The organism is Nonomuraea recticatena, from assembly GCF_039533245.1.
In the GTDB taxonomy this organism is placed as follows: Bacteria; Actinomycetota; Actinomycetes; order Streptosporangiales; family Streptosporangiaceae; genus Nonomuraea; species Nonomuraea roseola.
This window is the reverse complement of sequence record NZ_BAAATE010000001.1, coordinates 533,224-556,365: the sequence shown is the minus strand read 5'-3', so window position 1 is coordinate 556,365 and position 23,142 is coordinate 533,224. Positions and strand designations below refer to the sequence as shown.

The 23,142-nt window shown below is 70.9% G+C and carries 23 protein-coding genes; 11 read left to right on the top strand and 12 right to left on the bottom strand.

Annotated features, from left to right (window positions below; translation table 11 throughout):
- The first annotated feature begins 9 nt into the window (after positions 1–9).
- Positions 10–441 (top strand): ribosomal protein S18-alanine N-acetyltransferase, encoded by a 432-nt coding sequence (gene rimI / locus ABFX50_RS02535; protein WP_346131321.1) that lies wholly within the window; start codon positions 10–12, stop codon positions 439–441.
- On the top strand, positions 434–1,465 hold the full coding sequence (gene tsaD / locus ABFX50_RS02530) for a tRNA (adenosine(37)-N6)-threonylcarbamoyltransferase complex transferase subunit TsaD (protein ID WP_183650766.1): 1,032 nt from the start codon (positions 434–436) through the stop codon (positions 1,463–1,465). The genes rimI and tsaD overlap by 8 nt, the downstream gene beginning before the upstream one ends.
- Before the next feature lie 6 nt (positions 1,466–1,471).
- Here tsaD and ABFX50_RS02525 read toward each other — a convergent pair whose 3' ends face one another.
- The 4 genes from ABFX50_RS02525 to ABFX50_RS02510 all read right to left on the bottom strand — a co-directional run bounded on the left by ABFX50_RS02525 (position 1,472) and on the right by ABFX50_RS02510 (position 6,008).
- On the bottom strand, positions 1,472–2,545 hold the full coding sequence (locus tag ABFX50_RS02525) for a WD40 repeat domain-containing protein (RefSeq protein WP_346142848.1): 1,074 nt from the start codon (positions 2,543–2,545) through the stop codon (positions 1,472–1,474).
- A 218-nt stretch (positions 2,546–2,763) separates the two neighbouring features.
- A complete protein-coding gene (locus tag ABFX50_RS02520) occupies positions 2,764–3,000 on the bottom strand; it encodes a hypothetical protein (RefSeq protein WP_346142847.1) in 237 nt (78 codons plus the stop codon).
- 93 nt (positions 3,001–3,093) lie between these two features.
- Positions 3,094–4,674 carry a hypothetical protein gene (locus ABFX50_RS02515; RefSeq protein ID WP_346142846.1) on the bottom strand — a complete coding sequence of 527 codons (1,581 nt, stop codon included), beginning with the start codon at positions 4,672–4,674 and terminating at the stop codon, positions 3,094–3,096.
- 161 nt (positions 4,675–4,835) lie between these two features.
- The gene (locus tag ABFX50_RS02510) at positions 4,836–6,008 is read right to left on the bottom strand and encodes a class I SAM-dependent methyltransferase (protein ID WP_312895654.1); all 1,173 of its coding nucleotides are present in this window, start codon (positions 6,006–6,008) and stop codon (positions 4,836–4,838) included.
- A gap of 271 nt (positions 6,009–6,279) precedes the next feature.
- Between ABFX50_RS02510 and groES the strand changes: the two genes are divergently transcribed.
- Together groES and groL are read left to right on the top strand one after the other, a co-directional pair.
- Positions 6,280–6,591: a co-chaperone GroES gene (gene groES / locus ABFX50_RS02505; protein ID WP_043623565.1), complete on the top strand. Its 312-nt coding sequence runs from the start codon at positions 6,280–6,282 to the stop codon at positions 6,589–6,591.
- A gap of 62 nt (positions 6,592–6,653) precedes the next feature.
- Positions 6,654–8,276 (top strand): chaperonin GroEL, encoded by a 1,623-nt coding sequence (gene groL / locus ABFX50_RS02500; protein WP_346142843.1) that lies wholly within the window; start codon positions 6,654–6,656, stop codon positions 8,274–8,276.
- A 271-nt stretch (positions 8,277–8,547) separates the two neighbouring features.
- Here groL and ABFX50_RS02495 read toward each other — a convergent pair whose 3' ends face one another.
- The gene (locus ABFX50_RS02495; RefSeq protein ID WP_346142841.1) at positions 8,548–9,480 is read right to left on the bottom strand and encodes a GlxA family transcriptional regulator; all 933 of its coding nucleotides are present in this window, start codon (positions 9,478–9,480) and stop codon (positions 8,548–8,550) included.
- Positions 9,481–9,585: 105 nt separating this feature from the next.
- Here ABFX50_RS02495 and ABFX50_RS02490 point away from each other — a divergent pair, with 105 nt between their 5' ends.
- Together ABFX50_RS02490 and ABFX50_RS02485 are read left to right on the top strand one after the other, a co-directional pair.
- Positions 9,586–10,041, top strand: coding sequence for a nuclear transport factor 2 family protein (locus ABFX50_RS02490; protein ID WP_183650749.1), 456 nt, complete (start codon positions 9,586–9,588; stop codon positions 10,039–10,041).
- Positions 10,042–10,288: 247 nt separating this feature from the next.
- Positions 10,289–10,927, top strand: a complete 639-nt coding sequence (locus ABFX50_RS02485) for a sigma-70 family RNA polymerase sigma factor (protein ID WP_221241973.1) — start codon at positions 10,289–10,291, stop codon at positions 10,925–10,927.
- Between the two features lie 106 nt (positions 10,928–11,033).
- Here ABFX50_RS02485 and ABFX50_RS02480 read toward each other — a convergent pair whose 3' ends face one another.
- Positions 11,034–11,411 (bottom strand): DUF5319 domain-containing protein, encoded by a 378-nt coding sequence (locus tag ABFX50_RS02480; protein WP_183650746.1) that lies wholly within the window; start codon positions 11,409–11,411, stop codon positions 11,034–11,036.
- Between the two features lie 28 nt (positions 11,412–11,439).
- Positions 11,440–12,453, bottom strand: coding sequence for a helix-turn-helix transcriptional regulator (locus tag ABFX50_RS02475; RefSeq protein WP_183650744.1), 1,014 nt, complete (start codon positions 12,451–12,453; stop codon positions 11,440–11,442).
- A gap of 418 nt (positions 12,454–12,871) precedes the next feature.
- Between ABFX50_RS02475 and guaB the strand changes: the two genes are divergently transcribed.
- From guaB to ABFX50_RS02460, 3 genes are all read left to right on the top strand, one after another.
- Complete coding sequence (gene guaB / locus ABFX50_RS02470; protein WP_183650741.1) at positions 12,872–14,356, top strand: IMP dehydrogenase; 1,485 nt, start codon at positions 12,872–12,874, stop codon at positions 14,354–14,356.
- A gap of 8 nt (positions 14,357–14,364) precedes the next feature.
- A complete protein-coding gene (locus ABFX50_RS02465; protein WP_183660218.1) occupies positions 14,365–15,483 on the top strand; it encodes a GuaB3 family IMP dehydrogenase-related protein in 1,119 nt (372 codons plus the stop codon).
- A 116-nt stretch (positions 15,484–15,599) separates the two neighbouring features.
- Positions 15,600–16,010 (top strand): phosphotransferase, encoded by a 411-nt coding sequence (locus ABFX50_RS02460; protein ID WP_346142837.1) that lies wholly within the window; start codon positions 15,600–15,602, stop codon positions 16,008–16,010.
- Between the two features lie 11 nt (positions 16,011–16,021).
- On the opposite strand, the gene ABFX50_RS02455 is transcribed toward ABFX50_RS02460, so the two are convergent.
- The 5 genes from ABFX50_RS02455 to ABFX50_RS02435 are packed head-to-tail and all read right to left on the bottom strand — an operon-like array spanning position 16,022 to position 20,499.
- On the bottom strand, positions 16,022–16,756 hold the full coding sequence (locus ABFX50_RS02455) for a hypothetical protein (protein ID WP_346142835.1): 735 nt from the start codon (positions 16,754–16,756) through the stop codon (positions 16,022–16,024).
- A 32-nt stretch (positions 16,757–16,788) separates the two neighbouring features.
- The gene (locus tag ABFX50_RS02450) at positions 16,789–17,610 is read right to left on the bottom strand and encodes a class II fructose-bisphosphate aldolase (RefSeq protein ID WP_183650732.1); all 822 of its coding nucleotides are present in this window, start codon (positions 17,608–17,610) and stop codon (positions 16,789–16,791) included.
- A gap of 8 nt (positions 17,611–17,618) precedes the next feature.
- Entirely contained in the window at positions 17,619–18,497 is an 879-nt protein-coding gene (locus tag ABFX50_RS02445) for a 1-phosphofructokinase family hexose kinase (protein WP_346142833.1), read from the bottom strand.
- The gene (nagA, locus tag ABFX50_RS02440; RefSeq protein WP_346142831.1) at positions 18,497–19,630 is read right to left on the bottom strand and encodes an N-acetylglucosamine-6-phosphate deacetylase; all 1,134 of its coding nucleotides are present in this window, start codon (positions 19,628–19,630) and stop codon (positions 18,497–18,499) included. The genes ABFX50_RS02445 and nagA overlap by 1 nt, the downstream gene beginning before the upstream one ends.
- Positions 19,627–20,499, bottom strand: coding sequence for an SIS domain-containing protein (locus ABFX50_RS02435; protein ID WP_346142829.1), 873 nt, complete (start codon positions 20,497–20,499; stop codon positions 19,627–19,629). Before ABFX50_RS02435 ends, nagA begins: the two co-directional genes overlap by 4 nt.
- A gap of 104 nt (positions 20,500–20,603) precedes the next feature.
- Here ABFX50_RS02435 and ABFX50_RS02430 point away from each other — a divergent pair, with 104 nt between their 5' ends.
- Together ABFX50_RS02430 and ABFX50_RS02425 are read left to right on the top strand one after the other, a co-directional pair.
- Positions 20,604–21,374 carry a DeoR/GlpR family DNA-binding transcription regulator gene (locus ABFX50_RS02430; protein ID WP_344835549.1) on the top strand — a complete coding sequence of 257 codons (771 nt, stop codon included), beginning with the start codon at positions 20,604–20,606 and terminating at the stop codon, positions 21,372–21,374.
- Between the two features lie 34 nt (positions 21,375–21,408).
- Positions 21,409–23,139, top strand: a complete 1,731-nt coding sequence (locus tag ABFX50_RS02425) for a glycerol-3-phosphate dehydrogenase/oxidase (protein WP_183650724.1) — start codon at positions 21,409–21,411, stop codon at positions 23,137–23,139.
- Positions 23,140–23,142 lie beyond the last annotated feature (3 nt).

The window sequence follows — 23,142 nt, the reverse complement described above, 5'->3', positions numbered from 1 at the left end:
CTCAGGCAGATGACCGAGGCCGACCTGCCCGCGGTCATGGCGATCGAGCGGGCGACCTTCCCCCTCGACGCGTGGAGCGAGGGCATGCTCCGCGGAGAGCTGGCCGACCAGCCGCGCACCAGGCACTACGTCGTCGCGGTCGAGGACGAGCAGATCATCGGCTACGCGGGGCTGGCCGTGGCCGCCGACCAGGCCGACGTGCAGACGATCGCGGTGCTGGCCGATCGCCAGAGCAAGGGCACCGGCAGCGCGTTGCTCACCGACCTGCTGGCGGAGGCGCGAAGGAGGGGAGCCGTGGAGATCTTCCTCGAGGTCCGCTCCGACAACCCGCGGGCCAGGTCGGTCTACGAACGGTTCGGATTCGAGGAGATCGGGGTGCGCCGCCGCTACTACGACGACGGCACCGACGCGATCATGATGAAGAGGAAGCTGGATGGCTGACGAACCCCTGGTCCTTGGCATCGAGACGTCCTGCGACGAGACCGGCATCGGCATCGTCAGAGGCCACACGCTGCTGGCCAACACCATCGCCTCCAGCATGGAAGAGCACGCCAGGTTCGGCGGCGTGGTCCCCGAGGTGGCCTCGAGGGCGCACCTCGAGGCGATGACGCCGACCATCGAGGCCGCGCTGGCCGGCGCGGGGGTGAAGTTCTCCGACATCGACGCGATCGCCGTCACCGCAGGCCCAGGCCTGGCGGGCGCGCTGCTGGTGGGCGTCGCCGCGGCGAAGGCCTACTCGCTCGGGCTCGGGGTGCCGCTCTACGGCGTCAACCACCTGGCCGCGCACGTCGCCGTCGACCAGCTCGAACACGGCCCGCTGCCCAGGCCCTGCATCGCGCTGCTGGTCTCGGGCGGTCACTCCTCGCTGCTGCTGGTGCCCGACGTGGCCGAGGAGGTCATCTCGCTCGGCTCCACGGTCGACGACGCGGCGGGCGAGGCCTTCGACAAGGTGGCCAGGGTCCTCGGCCTGCCCTTCCCCGGCGGCCCGTACATCGACAAAGCCGCCGTCTCCGGCAACGGCACGGCGATCGCCTTCCCACGCGGCAAGATCGACGACGGCACCTTCGACTTCTCCTTCTCCGGGCTCAAGACGGCCGTGGCGCGCTGGGTGGAGGCGAGGGAGGCGTCGGGCGAGTCGATCCACGTCCCCGACGTCGCCGCCTCCTTCCAGGAGGCCGTCGTGGACGTCCTGACCCGCAAGGCGCTGCAGGCGTGCAAGCGATACGACGTGCACGACCTGCTCATCGGCGGAGGCGTGGCGGCCAACTCGCGGCTGCGGGCGCTGGCGCAGGAGCGCTGCGACAAGGCGGGGGTACGGCTGCGCGTGCCGCGCCCGGGGCTGTGCACCGACAACGGGGCGATGGTGGCGACGCTCGGCTCCGACCTGGTCGCGGCGGGCGTGGCCCCCTCGTCACTGGAGATCCCCGCCGACTCCTCGCTGCCCATCACCACGGTGCACGTCTGAGACGGCTCACCAGGCGGCGTTGGGCGACAGGCCCTCACCCGGGTGGGTGCGGACCTCGATGGGCAGTGACGTCGTCGAGCCGTCCTGGAGGTCCACCCGGTAGAAGCGCCGGCCGTGGGTGTGGAGCAGGTACCTCCCGGTGCCGTCGAGACTGAACCGGAGGCTCAGCGACGCGTCGGGAGGCAGCGCGACCCTCGCCAGGACCTCCGGGGCGGCCCCTTCGCGCAGGGCGAGGCGTTCGACGGTGTGACCGGCCGAGTACACCAGGGCGGCGCCGTCAGGGGTGTAGGCCACGGACTGGGGCAACCACAGGCCCTTGCCCGGCTTGACCAGGCGTGCGGCGGCGAGCAGGTCGGAGCCTGGCACAGCAGGGTCGAGGACCCCCAGCCCCCAGCCACCCCCCACGAGCGCCAGACGCTGCCCGTCCGGTGCCCAGGCCAGCCCGGGCACCATGGAGAAGGCGCGCGTGGTCCAGTCGCGGCGCGCTCCGGTGGCTAGCTCGACCACCGTCACCTTCGCTCCTCCTCCCAGGACGGGCGTGGCATAGGCGAGCCGGGTGCCGTCGGGGCTCAGGGCGAGGGCGGTGCCGGGGTTGTTCCCCTCGCCCTCGAAGCCGGGCACGAGCTCGGGCTGCCCGGGCCGTCCGTCCTCGGACAGATGGACGCGGAAGAACCGGAGAGCGGAGTGCGGGCCGGTCCATCCCGAGAGCAGGAAGGTGCGGTTGTCGGGCGCGGCCGCCACGAGCTGCCACGAACCGCGCACGCCCTGCGGCAGCCGGATGTCGGCGATGAAGGCGCCGGTCGTGGCGTCGTGGACGACGGGCGGCACCGGGGTCTGGATCGCAGTCTTGGAGTTCTCTGGGAAGTAGGCGATCGGCACCCGAGCCGTCACGACGAAGCGGGGCGGGCCCGTCGGGACCAGCGCGGGACGCGTCGCCATGGGCTGCAGCGCCGGGAGATCCGCAGGGGTGGAAACGGGTAAGTCGAGCGAGACCCGCTCGACAGAGGGCTGGTCGCCGCAGGCGCTGAGGAGCATGAGGGCGATCAGCGAGGCCGCGGCGACGGCTGGGCGCGTGGGCACATCGTCGATGATCAGGGGCGGCGACGTCAGGGTCAATGTCACAGGAGAGGCGTGGCGTTGCCCGGCGCCATCGGGGGTGCTTAACGTGGTGTTGATGTGCGTGGCGCTCGGCGTGCACGTCCAGAGGGAAGGTGAGCGCTACCGTCACGCGCTCGTGCCCGGCGCGACGATCGGCGTGACCCGGCTGATGCGGGGCTCCTGCCGGGGGCGGTGGCGTTCTAGAGGGTGACCACCGTGCCTGACAGGCGGGCACGCTCAGCGGCCCAGACGACGCGATGCGTGGCCAGGCTCGCCGCGGCGTCGGAGCGCAGCAGGCTCGGGTCGCCGGTGGAGACGGCGGCGAGAAAGGCGTCGGTGAGACCCGCGTCGCCGCCGCCGTGCCCCCCGGCCGCCGAGGGGCCGGCGATCACGTGCGTGTCGACGAGCTCCTCGCTGCCGTCTCTGAAGTCGACCACAGGCAGGACGCGGCCGTCTCTGACGTGCGCGGCTCCCTGGCCGGCGCAGGACGCTCGGCGGGGTCGCCGTAGCGACCCCGCCGGGCGTCGCCGCTAGTCCTTCGTGTTGCGGCTCGGGCGCAGGAGCGCCTCGGCCAGGGCGAGCATGGTCTCCTCCAGCGCGCCGAGGCGCTTGGTGAGGTCGGTGGTGGCGGGCTCGACGATGCCGGTGACGCTCTCGGCCAGCTCGGCGCGGTCGGGCCGGGCCGTGACGGCGTCGGTGAGCGCGGCCGCCGCGGCGGTCAGCCGCTCGTCGATCGCGTCGAGGCGCTTGACGTGCTCGATCGTCTGGGTGTCGAGCAGCTCTCCGACGCGCTCGCTGATGCTCAGCGTGACGGGCAGCTGGCCGACGCGCTGGTTGACGGCCTCCACTCGGTCGTCGATGGCCTCGAGGTGCTCGCTGGCCTTGTCGGCGGTGGTGGACATGCCGGTGAGCGTGGCGTCGAGGCCGTCGAAACGGGTGACGACGCGCTCCTCGACCTCCGACAGGCGCTCGTCGATCGTGTCGAGGTGGATGCCCAGGTCGTTGAAGCGGCCCTCGACCCTGGTGGCGGTCTCGCCGAGCTGGTTGCCCGTGCCGGCCATGCGCTCGTCGAGCGCGGTGAAGCGGCCGTCGATGCGCCCGTCGAGCCCGTCGAAGCGGTCGTCGTGTCGGCCGAGATGGCCGTCGACGGCGCCGAGCCGCTGGTCGACGCCTGCCAGGCGGGAGTCGAGCCCGCCGAGGCGGCCGTCGACGCCGTCGAGACGGGTGTCGATGTCGGCCAGGCACCCGTCGGCCGTCTCGATGCGGCCGTCGACGCTGGTGAGCCTGGTCTCGACGGCGACGAGGCGGCCTTCGACCCTGTCGGCCCTGCCGTCGAGGCCGTCGAGCCTGCCCGCCAGGCGGCTCTCGGCGTCGTCGACCTTGGCGCCGACCTCCTCGATCGAGGCCGACAGCAGCTCCGTGGAGGCGGTCATGGCCTCGTCGACCGTCTTGAACTTGGCCTCGACGGCACCGGGCAGGGCGCTCAGCCCTGCCTCGATGCGCTCGGTGCGCGTGGTCAGGTCGGCCATCGACTTGTCGAGCCTGGTGAAGCGGTTGGCCGCGGCCTCCATGCTGGCGTTGAGCTGGCCGAGCTTGCCCGCGAAGTCGCCCAGGCGCTGGGAGATGCCCTCGCTGCTGTCGACGACCGACTGAAGGCGGCTGAGCGCCTCGTCAAGGCTCTCGCTCACGGCGCCGACGTCGGCCCACAGGCTCGGCAGCTCGATCACCGGCTTGACCCGCTCGCTGACCGACTCGACGCGCGCGTCGACGTTGCCGACCTGCTCGCCGACGGCGTCGACGTGGTCGCGCACCGCCTCGACGTGCTGGGCCAGCCCCTCGGCCCATGACGGCGGCCTGGTCGTGATGTCGTCCAGGCGGCCGCTCACGGTCTCGAGCGCGCCGCTGAGGCCGCCGAGCTCCCGTTCGCGCACCTCGCGCAGCAGCCACTCCATGCCCTCAAGCCGCTGCCGGATCTCGTCGAGCACGGCGCCCTGGGTGCGCTGTTCGTAGACGTGGTCCTGGGCGGCGCGCGCTAGCAGCTCGCGCATCCTGTCGGAGATGGCGGTCTGGCTGCCTGCCTGGAGAAGGGTGGTGTGGTTGGAGTGATCCACCGAAAGCTCCTTCACTCGCCGACGGTATGCCGCGCAGCGGTGTGGTTTTCAGATTCGTTTAGGGGAGAACTCCCGCCCGGCCACCCTAGTAGCTGGATCAAGATCCTTCGGGGCTGACTTTAAAAGATCGCGATTATCAATGTATCGCCCCGATTTGTCATTTACGCAGGTCGAGAGGGGGTACAGATGAGCGCCGAAGGGCGGTCCATAATCCTGGTCAGAATGACGACCGCGGATTTGTCACCGGAAAGGCGCAGGTCGCGCCGCAAGCGCTCGATGTCGACCGCTGACGCGCGTTTCTTGATAGTCGCATTTCCGACCTGGCGTGCGCGGAGGGCGGCTCGCAGGCGTTTGACGGAAAACGGCATGGCTTCGTGCACCTCGTACCTGGAGGCCCATTCGGTGTCGACCGGATCGTCGCCGGTGATGTAGGCGATCATCGGGTCGGCGAGGCGGCCGCCGACCCTGCCTGCCACCTCGGCCACCAGGTGCGCGCGAATGGCCGCGCCGTCCGGCTCGTAGACGAAGCGCCCCATCGGACCGACCTCGGCCTCGGCGCCGGTGGCGGTGAGCGTGCTCCCTCCGGGCAGCAGCGTCGCCCTCCTGACGCCCGCGCCGCCCGAGAGGCGCCCGGTCCAGAGGACGGCCTCCTTGACCTCGCCCCTGTGCGAGACCCACTCCGCCTCCGCCCCCTCGGGGACGAACTCGTAAGGGATGCCGGGCGCCACCTTCAGGCAGGCGGCAGGCGCCCTGCCGAGCAGGTCGAGGACCACGGGCCACGGCGGCGAGTAGGCGTGGGGGTCGAAGGTCCTGCCCCTGGCCGTACGGCGGGCGGGGTCGGCGAACAGCACGTCGTAGCCGGAGGGGTCCACGGTGGCGGCGTCGGCCGTACGGACCGTGGCCAGCTCCGACAGCCCGAGCGCGTCGATGTTGGCGCGCGCGACGGCCACGGTCAGCGGGTCGGTGTCGACGGCGTCGACCTCGCAGCCGGCTCTGGCCAGCGCGATCAGGTCGCCGCCGATGCCGCAGCACACGTCGACGACGCGCTGCCCTGGACGGAAGCGGGCGGCGCGGTGCTCGGCGACCTCGCGGCGGGTGGCCTGCTCGACGCCGTGAGGGGTGAAGTACATCGACGCCGCGTCGTCGCCGAACTTCGCCACGGCCCGTTGGCGGAGCGTGGCCTGGGTGAGGGCGGCCGAGGTGAGGTCGGCGTCGTGGGTCCTGCGCATCCTGGTGGCGGCCACGACGGGATCGGCGCCCATCAGCTCGACGGCTTCGGCGAGTGCTCGCTGCCCGCGAGGCGTCAGAAGGGAGAGGAAGGCGTCGTGGTCCACGCCGTACGACGTTAGTGCAGGCACCCGGGGACGAGGCCGAGGGGCAAGGTGCGAGATGTCGCCCGATGGGTGATTGGGGAGGCGGCGGAATCACGCTCTAAGCGGAGCGGGGCGGTTCGTGTTGACGGGCAGGGCCTGCTTGCATATGTTTCGTGTTGGCACTCTCATACCGAGAGTGCCAACGTGCGACGAGGCAGGTCTGACACCCGCGACGGCAGGCCCAGCTGGTCGCCTCTTCTAGATCATTCAAATCTGAAGGGGAGGTCCGATCGTGACGACCGCCACTAAGGTTCCCGTTAAGCCGCTCGGCGACCGCATTGTGGTCCAGCCGCTTGAGGCCGAGCAGACCACCGCTTCCGGCCTGGTCATCCCGGACACCGCCAAGGAGAAGCCGCAGGAGGGCAAGGTTCTTGCGGTGGGCCCCGGCAACTGGGACGAGGACGGCGACAAGCGGATTCCGCTCGACGTCAGCGAGGGCGACATCGTCCTCTACAGCAAGTACGGCGGCACCGAGGTCAAGTACGGCGGCGAGGAGTACCTCGTGCTCTCCGCCCGTGACGTTCTCGCCATCATCGAGAAGTAAGCCGTGAGAAAGCCCCGGGCCCGCAAGTGCCCGGGGCTTTCTACGCTGAGAGGACTTTTCCCATGCCGAAGATCCTGGAGTTCGAAGAGGACGCACGGCGCGCTCTCGAGCGTGGCGTCAACGCCCTCGCGGACGCAGTCAAGGTGACCCTGGGCCCGCGCGGCCGCAACGTGGTCATCGACAAGAAGTTCGGTGCGCCGACGATCACCAACGACGGTGTCACCATCGCCCGTGAGGTCGAGCTCGAGGCGCCTTACGAGAACCTCGGCGCCCAGCTCGCCAAGGAAGTGGCGACCAAGACCAACGACATCGCGGGTGACGGCACCACCACCGCGACCGTCCTGGCCCAGGCCATGGTCCGCGAGGGCCTGCGCAACGTGGCGGCGGGCGCCTCCCCGCTGTCGCTCAAGCGCGGCATCGACCTGGCCGCCAGGGCCGTCAGCGAGAAGCTGCTGGCCACCGCGAGGCCGGTCGAGGACAAGAAGGAGATCGCCAATGTCGCGACGATCTCCGCTCAGGACGCCAAGATCGGCGAGCTGATCGCCGAGGCGTTCGACAAGGTGGGCAAGGACGGTGTCATCACCGTCGAAGAGTCCAACGCCATGGGCATGGAGCTCGAGTTCACCGAGGGCCTGCAGTTCGACAAGGGTTACCTGTCGGCCTACATGGTCACCGACCCCGAGAGGATGGAGTCGGTCCTCGAGGACCCCTACATCCTGATCCACCAGGGCAAGATCGCCTCCATCGCCGACTTCCTGCCGCTGCTCGAGAAGGTCGCCCAGACCAAGAAGCAGCTGCTGGTCATCGCCGAGGACGTCGAGGGCGAGGCCCTGGCCGTCCTGGTGACCAACAAGATCCGCGGCACCTTCACCTCCGTCGCCGTCAAGGCGCCCGGCTTCGGTGACCGCCGCAAGGCCATGCTGCAGGACATCGCGATCCTGACCAACGGCCAGGTCGTCAGCGAGGAGATCGGCCTCAAGCTCGACCAGGTCGGCCTCGAGGTGCTCGGCAGCGCCCGCCGCGTCGTCGTCACCAAGGACGCCACCACGATCGTGGACGGCGCCGGTGAGGCGCAGGCGATCGAGGACCGCGTCAAGGAGATCAAGCTCGCCATCGAGCAGTCCGACTCCGACTGGGACCGCGAGAAGCTCCAGGAGCGTCTGGCGAAGCTGTCGGGCGGCGTCTGCGTGCTGCGCGTCGGCGCGGCCACCGAGGTGGAGCTCAAGGAGAAGAAGCACCGCCTCGAGGACGCGATCTCCGCGACCCGCGCCGCGATCGAGGAGGGCATCGTCTCCGGCGGTGGCTCCGCGCTGATCCACGTCTCCAAGGACCTCGACGACCTCGGTCTGTCCGGCGACGAGGCCACTGGCGTGGGCGTCGTCCGCCGCGCGCTCGCCGAGCCCGCCCGCTGGATCGCCGAGAACGCCGGCCTCGAGGGCTACGTCGTCACCCACAAGGTCTCCGAGCTGCCCGTCGGTCACGGCCTCAACGCCGCGACCGGTGAGTACGGCGACCTGGTGGCGCAGGGCGTCATCGACCCGGTCAAGGTCACCCGCTCGGCCGTGCAGAACGCCGCGTCCATCGCCGGCATGCTGCTCACGACCGAGGTGCTCGTGGTGGACAAGCCCGAGGACGAGGCCCCGGCCGCCGGTGGTCACGGCCACGGTCACGGCCACGGTCACTAGATCGGTCTGTGGAAGGGCCCGCGCCTTGGCGCGCGGGCCCTTTCGCTTTGCCCGGGCCCGCTGTCCGGGCCCGCTGTCCGGGCCCGCTGTCCGGGCCCGCTGTCCGGGCCCGCTGTCCGGGCCCGCTGTCCGGGCCCGCTGTCTGGGTCTGCTGTGTCCGGGCCCGCTCTGTCCCGGCCCGCTTCGTCTGGGCTGGCGCTGCCCAGGATGGCGCTGCCCTGGCAAGGCGGGCTCGTTTCGCCGGGGCGGGCGGGCTCCCGTCACGACGGGGTCACGAGAGTGAGGTCCTGAACCGGGCGCGGTAGGCCGAGGGGGTGACCCCCAGGTGGCGGAGGAAGGCCCTGCGCAGGGACTCGTCGCTGCCCATCCCCGAACGCGCGGCGGCACCCGTGACCGTCTCGCCCGAGTCGAGGAGCGACTGGGCCGCCTCCAGCCTTACGGACTCCACGTAGGCGGCGGGCGTGCGGCCGACGCGCTCGTGGAACAGCCGCGTCAGGTGGCGGACGCTGACGCCCGCCCTCGCGGCCATCGCCTGCAGCGAGTGATCGGCCCCGGGGTCGGCGGCCACCTGGTCCAGCAGGCCACGCAGCGGGTCGTGCCTGGGGCGCGGCGTGCGCGAGGCCACCGAGAACTGCGACTGCCCACCGGGCCGTTGCAGGAACACCACCAGATCGCGGGCCACCTCCCTGGCCAGGTCGGCGCCCATGTCCTGCTCGACCATCGCCAGCGACAGATCGATGCCCGCGCTCACCCCCGCCGAGGTGAGCACCTCGCCCGACCACACGTAGATCGCGTCGGGCTCCACCTCGATCGCGGGATAGCGGGAGGCCAGTGTCGCGGCGTGCCGCCAGTGGGTGGTGGCCCGCCTGCCGTCCAGGAGCCCCGCCTCCGCCAGCACGAACGCGCCCGTGCACACGGAGGCCACCCGTCGCGCGCTGACCGCTGAGACCGCCTCCAGCAGCTCCCCGCGGACACCGTGGGCCGGCAGGCCGGGCGAGCCCGGCACCACCAGCGTGTGGGCGCTCGTCACGGGCGGCTCGGTCAGCAGACTGACGCCGGTCGAGGTGGTCACCGGCCCGCCCGCCGGCGAGCAGAGCCGCACCCTGTACGGCGCGCCGAACCCGGCCGCGGTGCCGAACACCTCCAGCGGCGCGGTCACGTCCATCAGCCGGACGCCGGGGTAGGCCAGGATCACGATGTCCATATCTGAGGGATTCTAGTCACGATGGACATGGCAGCTGCATGGCCACCGCTGGAAGCCTGGACACATGACAGGGCGCGCCCGTGCCCTCTTGGCTGGAGGTTTGTCATGTCCCGTCCGCCTGTTCCGCCTTTCACGGAGACCGACGCGCTGGCCAAGGTCCAGGCAGCCGAAGACGCGTGGAACACCCGCGACCCCGCGCGGGTCGCCCTGGCCTACACGCCCGACTCCGTCTGGCGCAACCGCGACGTCTTCCTCACGGGCAGGGAGGAGATCGAGAGGTTCCTGGCGGGGAAGTGGGCCAGGGAGCTGGACTACGCCCTGCGCAAGGAGCTCTGGGCCTTCGGCGACGACAGGATCGCGGTGCGCTTCCAGTACGAGTGGCGCGACGCCTCGGGGCGGTGGTGGCGCAGCTACGGCAACGAGCTGTGGGAGTTCGACGCCGAGGGGCTGATGAGGCGGCGCGAGGCCAGCATCAACGACGTGTCGATCACCGAAGGGGAGCGGCGCATCCACGGCGCCAGGCCGGAGGCGGAGCGCGGGGTGCCCTTCCCTCTCGCCTAGCCGCGATGCGCATGAGCCGCAAAGAAGAGCGAGTTGCCCGAAAGTGGCCCTTATTCCGGTAAACCGAACGCGTTCGTAAAGCGTCCACGAGTCTGACAAGTGTCGTGCATTTCCGCTAATCGCGTGAAATATTGTCTCACACTGAAAGGCTTAGTGTCGTCACTCGATTACGGCCCGTTATCGTCGCCTCAATGTGACCAATCCGTAGCCGTTCGCTATGACGACAGGCAGGATGAGTGCGGGCATCATGCCTAACGTGAGCGAGGGAAGCGTCGCCGACGCCAAAATTGGGGTAAGGCTAGCGTCGAGACTTCCGGCACGATCGGATGAGTCCGACCTTCGGGAACTGACGAGCCTCGCCGTCCAGGGGGATCGCAGTGCGATCGAATCTCTGCTCGGGGAGCTCCGCCCGATGGTGGTGCGCTATTGCCGGGCGCGCCTTGGAAGGGTTTCAGGGCAATATCACATTGCAGATGATGTGGCGCAGGAAGTGTGCATCGCCGTTCTGTCCGCACTGCCGCGCTACCGCGACATGGGGCGTCCGTTCGCCTCGTTCGTCTTCGGGATCGCCTCGCACAAGGTGGCCGACGCACTGCGGAGTTGGGTGCGCTCGGCCGTCCCGACCCAGGACCTGCCCGACGGTCCCGACGAGGGTCCGGGGCCCGAGGAGACGGTGGTCCGCTACATCGAGGTCGAGCAGGCCCGCAGGCTGCTGTCCAGGCTGCCCGACAACCAGCGCGAGTTGCTGCTGCTACGGGTGGTGTCAGGGCTGTCTGCCGAGGAGACCGGTAATGTACTCGGCATGTCACCAGGAGCGGTTCGGGTCGCCCAGCACCGGGCGCTGGCCCGGTTGCGGCAGATGGCCGAGCTGGAGTCGATCGCTTGACCGAGGAGGAGAGCGACGCGCTTCTCGACGCGTTGTCGCGGGGTGAGCCGCCGCCCGGGTTGGATCAGGCTGCCAGACTGCTGGCGGCGCTGGTCGAGGACGTCGGTCAGTGCCGTTCCTCGGTGTCGATGACGCCGTCGACGTAGCCCCTGGCGTACTCCCAGCTCACGTAGTCGGACGGGTCGGGGTGGAAGGCGGGCTCGTGCACCTGCGGCTGGCCGTTCTCGATCATCTGGCGGAGGTTGCCGCGCAGCAGCTCCCAGTCGAAGAAGTGCTGCTCGGAGCATTCGGGACAGTCGAGGACGAGGCCGAGCACCCCCTGCGGCTCGAGCAGCGAGCGGAAGACCTCGACGTCGGCGAGGTCGGTGATGGCCTCGTCGCGTTCGGCCGCGGTCAGCGGCTCGGCGTCGTCGAGGTCGCCCAACGCCGAGCTTGGATCGTTCGGGTCGTCCGCGAACGGATCCGGTGGCACGTCTTCCAGCACCTTCCCACCATATGACTGATGGGCGGCTCTACGTGAGCCATCCTCTGCGCGCGGCCTCCACGCCCGCGTGGAAGCGCGACTGGGCCCCGAGTTCGGCCATGGCGTCGGCGAACCTGGCGCGGACCGTGCGCACCGACACCCCGAGATGGCGCGCGATGGAGTCGTCGCACATGCCCTGCGCGGCCAGCCTGAGCACCTGCACGACGCCGTCGGCCTTGCGCCCCCACGGCAGCGGCATCGCCCTCGCCCACAGCTCCTCGAACAGCGAGCGCAGCACGCCGACCACGATCGGCGCCCGCACGACGTAGAAGTTGTAGGCGTGGTCGGGCAGGTTGCCTCCCCAGGTGGCGGGCAGGCCGGCCACGCCCGCGCCGGCGGTCATGAACCAGCTCGGAACCCTGTCGAGGGTGCGCACCTGCCCGCCGGTCTCGATGAGGCGGCCGAGCTGGTCGCGTACGCCGGGCAGCGGAAGCGTCGCCACGGGGATGATCGCGCGCAGCCTCAGCAGGCCGCGCCGCTGCGCGTCGACCCACGGGTCGGCGAACTTCCTCGCGAAGTCGATCATCGTTCGTTCGTCGGGGATGGCGGTGAGCAGCTCCATGGGCGTGGGGGACTGGACGGCGATGCCGACGACGCTCTCGTAGAGGATGTCGGCGCCGCTGACCTGCTCGACGGTGAAGGGGCCGCTCTGGTAGTCGCGCCCGGCGTCGTAGTCGCGGATCAGGTGGCGGATGGAGCCGAGCGCGGAGTCGATGCGGCGGCTCTCCTCGGCCAGCAGGTCGAGGCGCTCGGCGATCAGCCTGCCCAGCGCGGCGGCGGGGTGGCGGGCGAGGTAGTGACCGGACTGCTCGTCGATGACGCCCAGCCGCACGAGATCGTTCAGTTGCCTCCCCACGGTCTCGACGGGGCCGTCCATGGCTGCCGCGAGCTCGCTCAAGGTGGCCCTGTGCAGTCTCAGCACCGCCGTGTACAGCGCGGTTTGTGCCGGATCGAGCCCTAGGGTCTCGAGCGGGTCGGGCATGGTGCTGGAGTCATTGCGCATGTGCTGTGCTCCGTAGAGGGGACACGGGCGTGCCGCGAGGATAACCCGGAGACAGGGCCCTGTCCCGACCTTGCGACGACTCCTCCACGACAGGTGCAACTTCGTGCAATTGCACGTTTGCACATTGCGGTGTGCCACGGCGTAACGCAGCATTAACCCAGCGTCGGCACCCTGACAGCGAGCAGCGCCGCCACTTGGACGCGGAGGGGGGTTCGGTGGCACCCAGCGCCTCGCCTGAGGCTGCCGGTGGCCGGGGAACCGGGACGGATCACCGACCGTCCCGGTTCCTCGGCACTTCGATGCTTGGAGGACGACGGACCGTGGGGGTCATCGTCCTCCAGACCCGCCCAGATCCTTTTGGCCGCACCCACTAAACTTGCTGCGTACAAGCAGGGATGGCGGCTGGAGGGGTCACGGCATGTCCAAATTCACTGAAACGGGGCTCACGTTCGACGACGTGTTGCTCGTTCCCGCATATTCGGACATGGCGCCGGGAGACGCGAACACCACCACCAGGCTTTCGCGTGGCATCAGCCTGTCCATCCCGCTGGTCTCCGCCGCGATGGACACCGTGACCGAGGCCCGCATGGCGGTGGCGATGGCCCGTCAGGGCGGCATCGGCATCCTGCACCGCAACCTGTCCATCGAGGAGCAGGCCCAGCAGGCCGACCTGGTCAAGCGCTCCGAGGCGGGGATGGTCACCAACCCGGTGACCTGCTCGCCCGACGACACCCTCGCCGACGTCGAACGGCTGTGCGCCACCTACCGCATCTCCGGAGCGCCCGTCACCGACGACGCCGGTGTGCTCGTCGGCATCGTCACCAACCGCGACATGCGCTACGAGAGCGACCAGAGCCGCACGGTGCGCGAGGTCATGACCGCGATGCCGCTGGTCACCGCGCCCGTCGGGGTCTCGCGCGACGAGGCGTTCTCGCTGCTCAAGACCAACAAGATCGAGAAGCTGCCGCTCGTCGACGGTCAGGGCAGGCTGCGCGGCCTCATCACCATCAAGGACTTCACCAAGAGCGAGCAGTACCCGCTCTCCACCAAGGACGCCGACGGCCGCCTCGTGGTCGGCGCGGCGATCGGTGTCGCGGGCGACGCGGAGCAGCGCGCGCAGGCCCTGCTCGACGCGGGGATCGACGTCATCATCGTCGACACCGCCCACGGCGACTCCAAGGGCGTCGGCGACATGATCGCCAAGGTCAAGGCCAACAGCCACGGCATCGACGTGATCGGCGGCAACGTCGCCACCCGCGCGGGCGCGCAGTTGCTGATCGACGCGGGCGCCGACGCCGTCAAGGTCGGGGTCGGCCCCGGCTCCATCTGCACCACCCGTGTGGTCGCGGGTGTGGGTGCCCCGCAGATCACCGCCATCCACCAGGCGGCGCTGGCCTGCGGCCCCGCCGGCGTCCCGCTGATCGGCGACGGCGGCCTGCAGTACTCGGGCGACATCGTCAAGGCGATCGCGGCGGGGGCCGACACGGTCATGCTCGGCTCGCTGCTGGCCGGCTGCGAGGAGTCGCCCGGCGACCTGATCTTCATCAACGGCAAGCAGTTCAAGTCCTACAGGGGCATGGGCTCGCTCGGCGCGGTCCGCAACCGCGAGCGCGGCGGAACCTCCTTCAGCAAGGACCGCTACGGTCAGGACGAGGTCAGCTCCGAGGACAAGTACATCCCCGAGGGCATCGAGGGACAGGTCCCCTACCGCGGCCCCGTCTCCGCCGTCACCTACCAGCTCGTCGGCGGCCTCCACCAGGGCATGTGGTACGCCGGATGCCGCACGATCCCCGAAATGCACGAGCGCAGCCAGCTCATGCCGATCACGTCGGCCGGCCTCAAGGAAAGCCACCCGCACGACATCCAGATGACGGTCGAAGCTCCGAACTATCACAGAAGGTAATTTTTTTGATGACTCAGGTGGAGATCGGCCGCGGCAAGACCGGCCGCCGTGCCTACGCGCTCGACGAGATCGGCCTGGTGCCGTCGAGGCGCACCCGCGACCCGGAGGAGGTCTCGATCGCCTGGCAGATCGACGCCTACCGGTTCGAGCTGCCCGTCGTGGTCGCGCCCATGGACAGCGTGGTCTCGCCCGCCACGGCGATCGCGATCGGCAGGCTCGGCGGTCTCGCGCCGCTCGACCTGGAGGGCCTCTGGACGCGCTACGAGGACCCCAGCCCGCTGCTTGAGGAGTGCGCCTCCCTCGACATCGAGGCGGCCACGCGCAGGCTCCAGGAGATCTACACGGCTCCGATCAAGGAGGAGCTGATCGGGCGCAGGATCCAGGAGATCCGCGACGCGGGCGTGACCACCGCGGTCCGGCTGTCGCCCCAGCGCACCGTGCAGTTCCACAAGACGGTCATCGACGCGGGCGTCGACATCTTCGTCATCCGCGGCACGACGGTCTCGGCCGAGCACGTGTCGAGCAAGGCCGAGCCGCTCAACCTCAAGCAGTTCATCTACGAGCTCGACGTGCCGGTGATCGTCGGCGGGTGCGCCACCTACACGGCCGCGCTGCACCTGATGCGCACGGGCGCGGCGGGCGTGCTGGTCGGTTTCGGCGGCGGGGCCTCGCACACCACGCGCAACGTGCTCGGCGTCGCCGTACCGATGGCCACGGCGATCTCCGACGTGGCGGCGGCGCGCCGCGACTACCTCGACGAGTCGGGCGGCCGCTACGTCCACGTGATCGCCGACGGCGGCATGGGCACCTCGGGCGACATCGCCAAGGCCATCGCCTGCGGCGCCGACGCGGTGATGGTGGGCTCGCCGCTGGCCAGGGCCTCCGAGGCCCCCGGCCACGGCTTCCACTGGGGTTCGGAGGCGCACCACCCCGACCTGCCGCGCGGGCGCCGCGTGGAGTTCGGCACGGTCGGCACCCTGGAGCAGATCCTGCACGGGCCCTCCAGCGTGGCCGACGGCTCGATGAACCTCATGGGCGCGCTCAAGCGGACCATGGCCTCCACGGGCTACTCCGACATCAAGGAGTTCCAGCGCGTCGAGGTGGTCGTGGCGCCCGTCCAGCGCTGACCCTCCCGAACCCAGCGAGACCCGCACCGCCGTACGCGGTGCGGGTCTCGTCGTCTGAGAGGAACCGGTGACGCGCGCGGTCGAACGCCTCGTCCCTGCACCTAGAATCCCCCGCCATGGATCTTCGGAACACGCATGCGGTCTCGGTGGTGGGCGAGGTGGTCACCAAACGGTTCACCGACGGGGCGCAGGGCGCGGCGGAGCGAGAGTGGCTGGCGCTGACCCTGCTGGCCGAACACGCGCCTGGCCTCGCGCCCGAGCCGATCGCCCTGGAGCCCGGCGTGGTGGTGATGTCGAGGCTGGAAGGGACGCCGTTGCGGGGCCTGACGCTCGGACAGGCGCACCTGAAGGGTCTGGCCGGGGCGCTCGGGGCGATGCACGAGGCGGTGCCCGCCAGGGTCCTCGACGGCGTGCCCGAGCGGCCATGGCAGGTGGTTCAGCTGGCCGCGCGGGTGCGCGAGCCGCGCAACCCGCCGGGCACGTTCGGACGGCAGGTCGAGCGGGTGCTGCGAGCGCTGGACTCCTGACAGGGCGCAGGTCAGCGGGTGCGCCTACGCCTCGCCGTCAGTCTCGCCGAGAGCCACGCCACCGCCGCGGCCGCCGCCAGCAGGGCCGCGCCGCTCATGACCGGCCCCCAGACCTGGCCGCCCTCCCGCCCGGCCTCCGCCGCCGCCGGAGACACCGCCGGAGACGCGGCCGGAGCCACCGCGACAGACGCCGCGACAGACGCCGCGGGAGACGATGCGGGGAGCTCGCCGGCGGGCGTCGGGCGTCCGAGGACGGTGAGCAGCTCCTTCGTGAGGGACCGCTCCGAGCCCTTCGGCGACCCGGCCTCGTCGCCCCTGCGCAGAGGGCCGCTCCCTGGCCTGAGCACCACGTTCCCCGAGCAGAGCGAGGAGTACAGCCTGGTGCCCGGATCCGTCGAGAACAGCCCGCTGCCCATCGGCCCGTCGGAGGCGAACACGAGGTAGCGCGTCCCCCGCGTGAACCGGTAGCCACAGGAGGCCGAGTCGGCGTTGGTCGCCACCTCGGCCGTGGCCTGCCGCTCACCCCTGTAGACCTGGTCCACCGCGAACGTCACCACGAAGGGCGGCCTCGGCCCGAGCGGCGAGCCGGGGAGCTGCCGCAGGCCGGTGACCGTCCCCGTGAACACCGAGGCCGCGTCGCCCACCGCCGTGCGGGGCTCGAAGGGCGCGCAGCTGCAGGCGCAGGCCGCACCCGCGGGGACCAGGAGGAATCCGGCGAGGACGGCCAGGAAGGCGAGCAGGCGCATGCCCCTTCACACGTACGCCGCCGCCTGCGGGTTCAGCCCAGCACGCCGAGCAGGTGGGTGACCTCGCGGGTCACGGCGTCGCGCCCGGCCTTGAGGTACTTGCGGGAGTCGACCACCTTGGGGTCGCCGGCCAGGTACTCGCGGACCGCTCCCGTGAACGCCTTGTTGAGGTGCGTGGCGATGTTGATCTTCTTCATGCCGTGCCGTACGGCGTCGCGCAGGTTGTCGTCGGAGACGCCCGAGGAGCCGTGCAGCACCAGCGGCACCGGCACCGCGGCGGCCAGCTCCGCGATCAGCGCGAGGTCGAGCACGGCGTCCTTGGTGGTCATCGCGTGCGAGGTGCCGACGGCGACCGCCAGGGCGTCCACGCCGGTGCGGGCGACGTAGTCGACGGCCTCGTGCGGCTTGGTGCGGGCCCCGGGAGCGTGCACGCCGTCCTTGCCGCCGACCTCACCCAGCTCGGCCTCCACCCAGACACCGTGCGCGTGGCAGTGGGCGACGACCTCGGCCGTGGCCGCGACGTTCTCCTCGTCGGGCAGCGCGGAGGCGTCGAACATCACCGAGCCGAGGCCCAGCGAGACGGCCTCCTCGACCAGCGCCCTGTCGGTGGCGTGGTCGAGGTGGACGGCCACGGGCACGGCCGCGCGCCTGGCCACGGCGAGCGAGGCGAGCGCGACGGGCTCGAGGGCGCCGTGGTAGCGGACGGCGTTCTCGCTGATCTGGAGCACCACGGGCGCGCCGGCCGCCTCGGCGCCCGCGACGATGGCGGTGGCGTGCTCCAGCTGGATCACGTTGAACGCGCCGACTCCTGCCTTCGCGTGGTGGACGATCTCGGCGATGCCGACGAGAGGCATGGTGCTCCTTAAGCGATGACGATCTGCGGGTGGATGGCGTCGAACACGTCGCGGTCGAACTCGCCCGCCACCGGCGCGGCGACGGCGGCGGCGCCCAGCGCCGCGGCCCTACGCAGCCGTTCGGGCCAGGGCGAGCCGTCGGCCAGGCCCAGCGCGAGCCCCGCCACCAGCGCGTCGCCCGCGCCGGTCGGGTTGCCCTCGACCCTGTACGGCATGCGCGCCCTGAACGTCCCCTCGGGGGTGATGGCGTGCAGGCCGTCCTCGCCCATGGAGACCACGACCGAGCCCGCGCCCCTGGCGATGAGCGCCTGCGCGCCGCCCTCGGGGAAGGCGCGGGCCAGCTCGTCCTTGTTGGGCTTGACGATCGTGGGGCGGCCCTTCGGCGCGTGGCGCAGCGGCTCGCCGTCGGCGTCGACGATCGTGGGGACCTCGGACAGGTCGGCGAGGGTGGCGTAGAAGTCGGAGGGGACGCCTCTCGGCAGGCTGCCGGAGACCACGACGACCTCGGCGCGCTTCGCCAGCTCGAGGAAGTCGGACAGGAAGCGGTCGAGCTCGGCGGGGGTGACCTCGGGGCCCGGCTCGTTGAACAGGGCCGTGGTGCCCGAGTGGACCACCAGCGTGGTGCGGGAGTCGCCGCCGATGGGGGTGAGCGCGGACGGCAGGCCCGCCGCGTCGAGGTCGGCCCTGATGGCCTGGCCCGTGGGACCGCCCGCGAGGCCCGCCACCACGACCTCGCGGCCGAGGGCGGCGAGCACCCGCGCGACGTTGACGCCCTTGCCACCGGCACGCCTGTGCACCGCTGAGACGCGGTTCACCCCGTCCCAGTCGGCGTCGGGCACCTGGTAGGTGACGTCGAGGGCGGCGTTCAGCGTGACGGTGAGGATCATCAGGGCTCCGTGATCCAGGCGCCGCGCCGCATGACGCCGGCGACCTCGAGAGAGTCGTTCATGACGACCAGGTCGGCCGCCTTGCCCACGGCGATCGAGCCGATCGTGTCGTCGAGCCCGAGCACGCGGGCGGGCGTGAGCGAGGAGACCTCGACCGCCTCGGCCAGCGAGAGGCCGACCTGCTGGACGGCGCGACGGAAGGCGACGTCCATGGTGAGCGTGCTGCCGGCGATCGAGCCGCCCTCGACCAGTCGGGCGACGCCGTTCTTGACGCTCACCTCCATCGAGCCGAGCACGTACGTGCCGTCGCCCATGCCGGTGGCCGCCATCGCGTCGGTGATCAGCACCGTGCGCTCGGGGCCTGCCACGGTGTAGGCCAGGCGGAGCATGGCGGGGTGGACGTGCACGCCGTCGTTGATCAGCTCGATGGTGACGCGCTCGTCCTCGAGCAGCGCCGCGATGGGGCCGGGCGTGCGGTGGCCGAGCGGGGGCAGCGCGTTGTAGAGGTGGGTGGCCACCCGCGCGCCCGCGTCGATGCCGGCGATCGTCTGCTCGTAGGTGGCGTCGCTGTGACCGAGGGCGGCGATGACGCCGTCGGCCGCCGCCGTACGGATGGTGTCGAGCGCGCCCGGCAGCTCGGCGGCGATGGTCAGCATGCGCACGTGCCCACGCCCCGCCTTGACCAGCTCGCCGAACTCCCCGGGATCGGGACGGCGCAGCAGCTTGGGGTCATGGGCGCCGCAGCGCGCCTTGGAGATGTAGGGGCCCTCGAAGTGGATGCCCGCGAGGATCCCGTCGTCGCACAGGTCGGCGAGGGAGGAGGTGGCCGAGGCGATGTCCTCGACCGACCCCGTCACCAGGCTGGCGACCATCGTGGTGGTGCCGTGTCTCTCGTGGAGCGCGACAGCGTCACGCGCCTTGTCCTGCTCACCAGTCGGAAAGGACCCGCCCGCGCCGCCATGGTTGTGGATGTCGACGAAGCCGGGGACGACGAGTCGTCCGGCCAGGCTGTGGCCCGTTCGGGGGGCGGGTCCGTGGCCCACATGCGTGATGCGGCCGTCTTCGATGGTCAGCCACCCGTCGTGAACTCCCTCAGGGGTCGCGATACGGGCGTCGGCGAGAGTAAGGCTCATGAAGAAAGAATCACAGATCGCGTGAGGTGCATCGGCTCGTCGGGGTCGAGTCCGCGGGCGAAGGCGCGCGCGACTGCCACCCGCTGGGCGCGGATCAGCTCGGCCATCGGGTCGAGCGAGGTCTCGAAGAACGTGCCGCCGGTGGCCTCGACCTGCTGGCGCAGGCCCTCGGGCGCGGTGCCGAGCATCCAGGTGACGCGGCCGGGGCCCGCGATGCTGATCGGGCCGTGGCGGTACTCCATCGCGGGATAGGCCTCGGTCCACGACCTGGAGGCTTCGCGCATCTTCAGCGCGGCCTCCTGGGCCAGGCCGACGGACCAGCCGGCGCCGAGGAAGCTGAACTGCTCGGCCTCGACCAGCTCGGGGGCCAGCGGCGCGGCGACGGCCTCGGAGGCGTCGGCGATGGCCCTGGTGAGGTCCTCGTCGAGGCTGGCGCGCAGCAGCGCGAGCTGGGTGGTGGCGAAGCGGGTCTGCACGACCGACCGCTCGTCGGCGTAGTCGAGCACGATGACCTGGTCGGCCAGCGTCATGACGGGGGTGTTCGGGTCCGCGGTGATGGCCGTGGTCCTGGCGTCGACCCTGCCGAGCAGGTCGAGGACCTCGGTGGTCGTGCCCGAGCGCGTCAGCGCGAGCACCCTGTCGTAGGAACGGCCCAGCGGCGCCTCCGACGCGGCGAAGGCGTCGGTCTCGCCCAGCCCCGCCTGCTCGCGCAGCGTGGCGTAGGCCATCGCGATGAACCAGGAGGTGCCACAGCCGACGACGGCGACCCGCTCGCCCGGCTGGGGCAGGGCGTCGGCCGGGATGTTCTCGACGGCGCGCTGCCAGCAGCTGGGCTGGGACGCGATCTCGGCCTCCGTGTGGGTGGTCAAGGCATTCCTCCCGATTGTGTTTGTTTCTGCTCTTTTTATATCAGAACAGAGCACGACTGTGCAGTGCTGGTCGTTCGGTCCTCGGTTGTGCCACGCTTGCCTTCATGAGCCGTTATGACCGATGGAACTCGATTCTCGAACTGCTCGCGCAGGAGGGACGGCTCTCGGTCGAGGACGCTGCCGAAGCGCTCGACGTCTCCACCGCAACGATCCGCCGCGACTTCGATCAACTGGCCCAGCAGCAGATGCTCATGCGCACGCGCGGGGGCGCGGTCGCGCAGAGTGTCAGCTACGACCTGCCGCTGCGCTACAAGACGGCGAGGCACGCCGACGAGAAGCACCGCATCGCCGCCGCGGCGGCCGAGCTGGTCTCTCCCGGCGCCGTGATCGGCATGAACGGCGGCACCACCACCTCCGAGCTCGCGCGCTCCCTCGCCACCCGCTCCACGCTGGAGGCCGGGTTCACGATCGTCACCAACGCGCTCAACATCGCCTCCGAGCTCACCGTCCGCCAGCACGTGAAGATCGTCGTGACCGGCGGGGTGGCCAGGCCGCAGTCCTACGAGCTCATCGGGCCGCTGGCCGGAGGCGTGCTCGAGCAGGTGACGCTCGACGTGGCCTTCCTCGGCGTCGACGCGATCGACGTCGAGCTCGGCGCCTCCGCGCACCACGAGGGTGAGGCCTCGGTCAACAACCTGCTCATCAGCAGGGCCGCCCAGGTCGTCGTCGTGGCCGACTCCTCCAAGGTCGGCAGGCGTGCCTTCGCCAGGATCTGCCCGATCGACAGGATCGACACGCTCGTGACCGACGAACGGCTCCCGGACGAGCACGTCGGCCGGCTCAGCGAGGCGGGCGTGAAGGTGATCCGCGCGTGAGGCGTGCCGTCCGAAAGCGGGTACGTTCGAAGTCATGACGGCGAACATCGGATCCGCCCGGCTCGGCCCCGCCGAGAGATCGGCCGCGCTGGCCGCGATGGCGGAACGAGAGCTGGACGTGGTCGTCGTGGGCGGCGGCGTGGTCGGCGCGGGAGTCGCGCTCGACGCGGTCACCCGCGGCCTGTCCGTCGGGCTGGTCGAGGCGCGCGACTTCGCCTCGGGCACCTCCTCTCGCTCGTCCAAGCTGATCCACGGCGGCCTGCGCTACCTGGAACAGCTCAACTTCGAACTCGTCAGGGAGGCGCTGCAGGAGCGCGCGCTGCTGCTGCAGCGGATCGCCCCCCACCTCGTACGGCCGGTGCCGTTCCTCTTCCCGATGACGCACTTCGGCTGGGAGCGTCCCTATGTCGGGGCAGGGGTGGCGCTCTACGACACGCTCGCCTTCGCCTCGGGGATGTCCAGAGGGGTGCCGGGGCACCGCCACCTGTCGAGGAGCAGGGCGCTGCGCCTGGCCCCCGCGCTGAAGCGCACCGCCTTCACCGGCGCCGTGCAGTACTGGGACGCGCAGGTCGACGACGCCCGCTACGTGATGACCATGCTCCGCACCGCGGCGGCCTACGGCGCCTTCGTGGCGCCGCGCGCCCAGGTGGTCGGCTTCCTGCGCGAGGGCGAGCGGGTCACCGGGGTGCGCGTGCGCGACCTGGAGAACTCCACCGAGGTCGAGATCAGGGCCAGGCAGGTCGTCAACGCCACGGGGGTGTGGACCGACGACATCCAGGAGCTGGTCGGCGGGCGGGGGCAGATCCACGTCCGCGCCTCCAAGGGCATCCATCTGGTGGTGCCGCGCGACCGCATCCACTCGCTCACCGGCATCATCCTGCGCACGGAGAAGTCCGTGCTGTTCGTCATCCCGTGGGGCAGGCACTGGATCATCGGCACCACCGACACCGAGTGGACCCTCGACAAGGCCCATCCCGCCGCCTCCAAGGTCGACATCGACTACCTGCTCGACCACGTCAACGCGGTGCTCTCGGTGCCGCTGACCAGGGACGACGTCGAGGGCGTCTACGCGGGCCTGCGCCCTCTGCTGTCGGGTGAGTCCGAGGAGACCTCCAAGCTGTCGCGCGAGCACGTGGTGGCCCACCCCGTGCCGGGCCTGGTGATGATCGCCGGTGGCAAGTACACGACCTACAGGGTGATGGCCAGGGACGCCGTCGACGCCGTGGCGCACGGGCTGGACCAGCGCGTGCCCCGCTCCTGCACCGACAGGATCCCGCTGGCGGGGGCCGAGGGCTACCAGGCGCTGTGGAACGCCCGTCACCGGCTCGCGCACAACTCGGGGCTGCACGTGGCCCGCATCGAGCACCTGCTCCAGCGCTACGGCTCGCTCATCGAGGAGGTGCTCGAGCTGGTCGAGCACGACCGCTCGCTGGCCCGCCCGCTCAACGGGGCCGACGACTACCTCCGCGCGGAGATCGTCTACGCCGCCAGCCACGAGGGGGCCCGCCACCTCAACGACGTGCTGACCAGGCGCACGCACATCTCCATCGAGACCTTCCACCGCGGGCTCGCCGTGGCGCAGGAGGCCGCCGAACTGCTGGCAGGGCCGCTGGAGTGGGACGGCGACCAGGTGAAGAGGGAGGTCGAGTACTTCACCAAGCGGGTGGAGGCCGAGCGGCTGTCCCAGGAGCAGGACACCGATCACGAGGCCGACGCGATCCGCCTGGGCGCCCCCGAGATCGTGCCCGTCGCGCTGCCGACCTGAGGG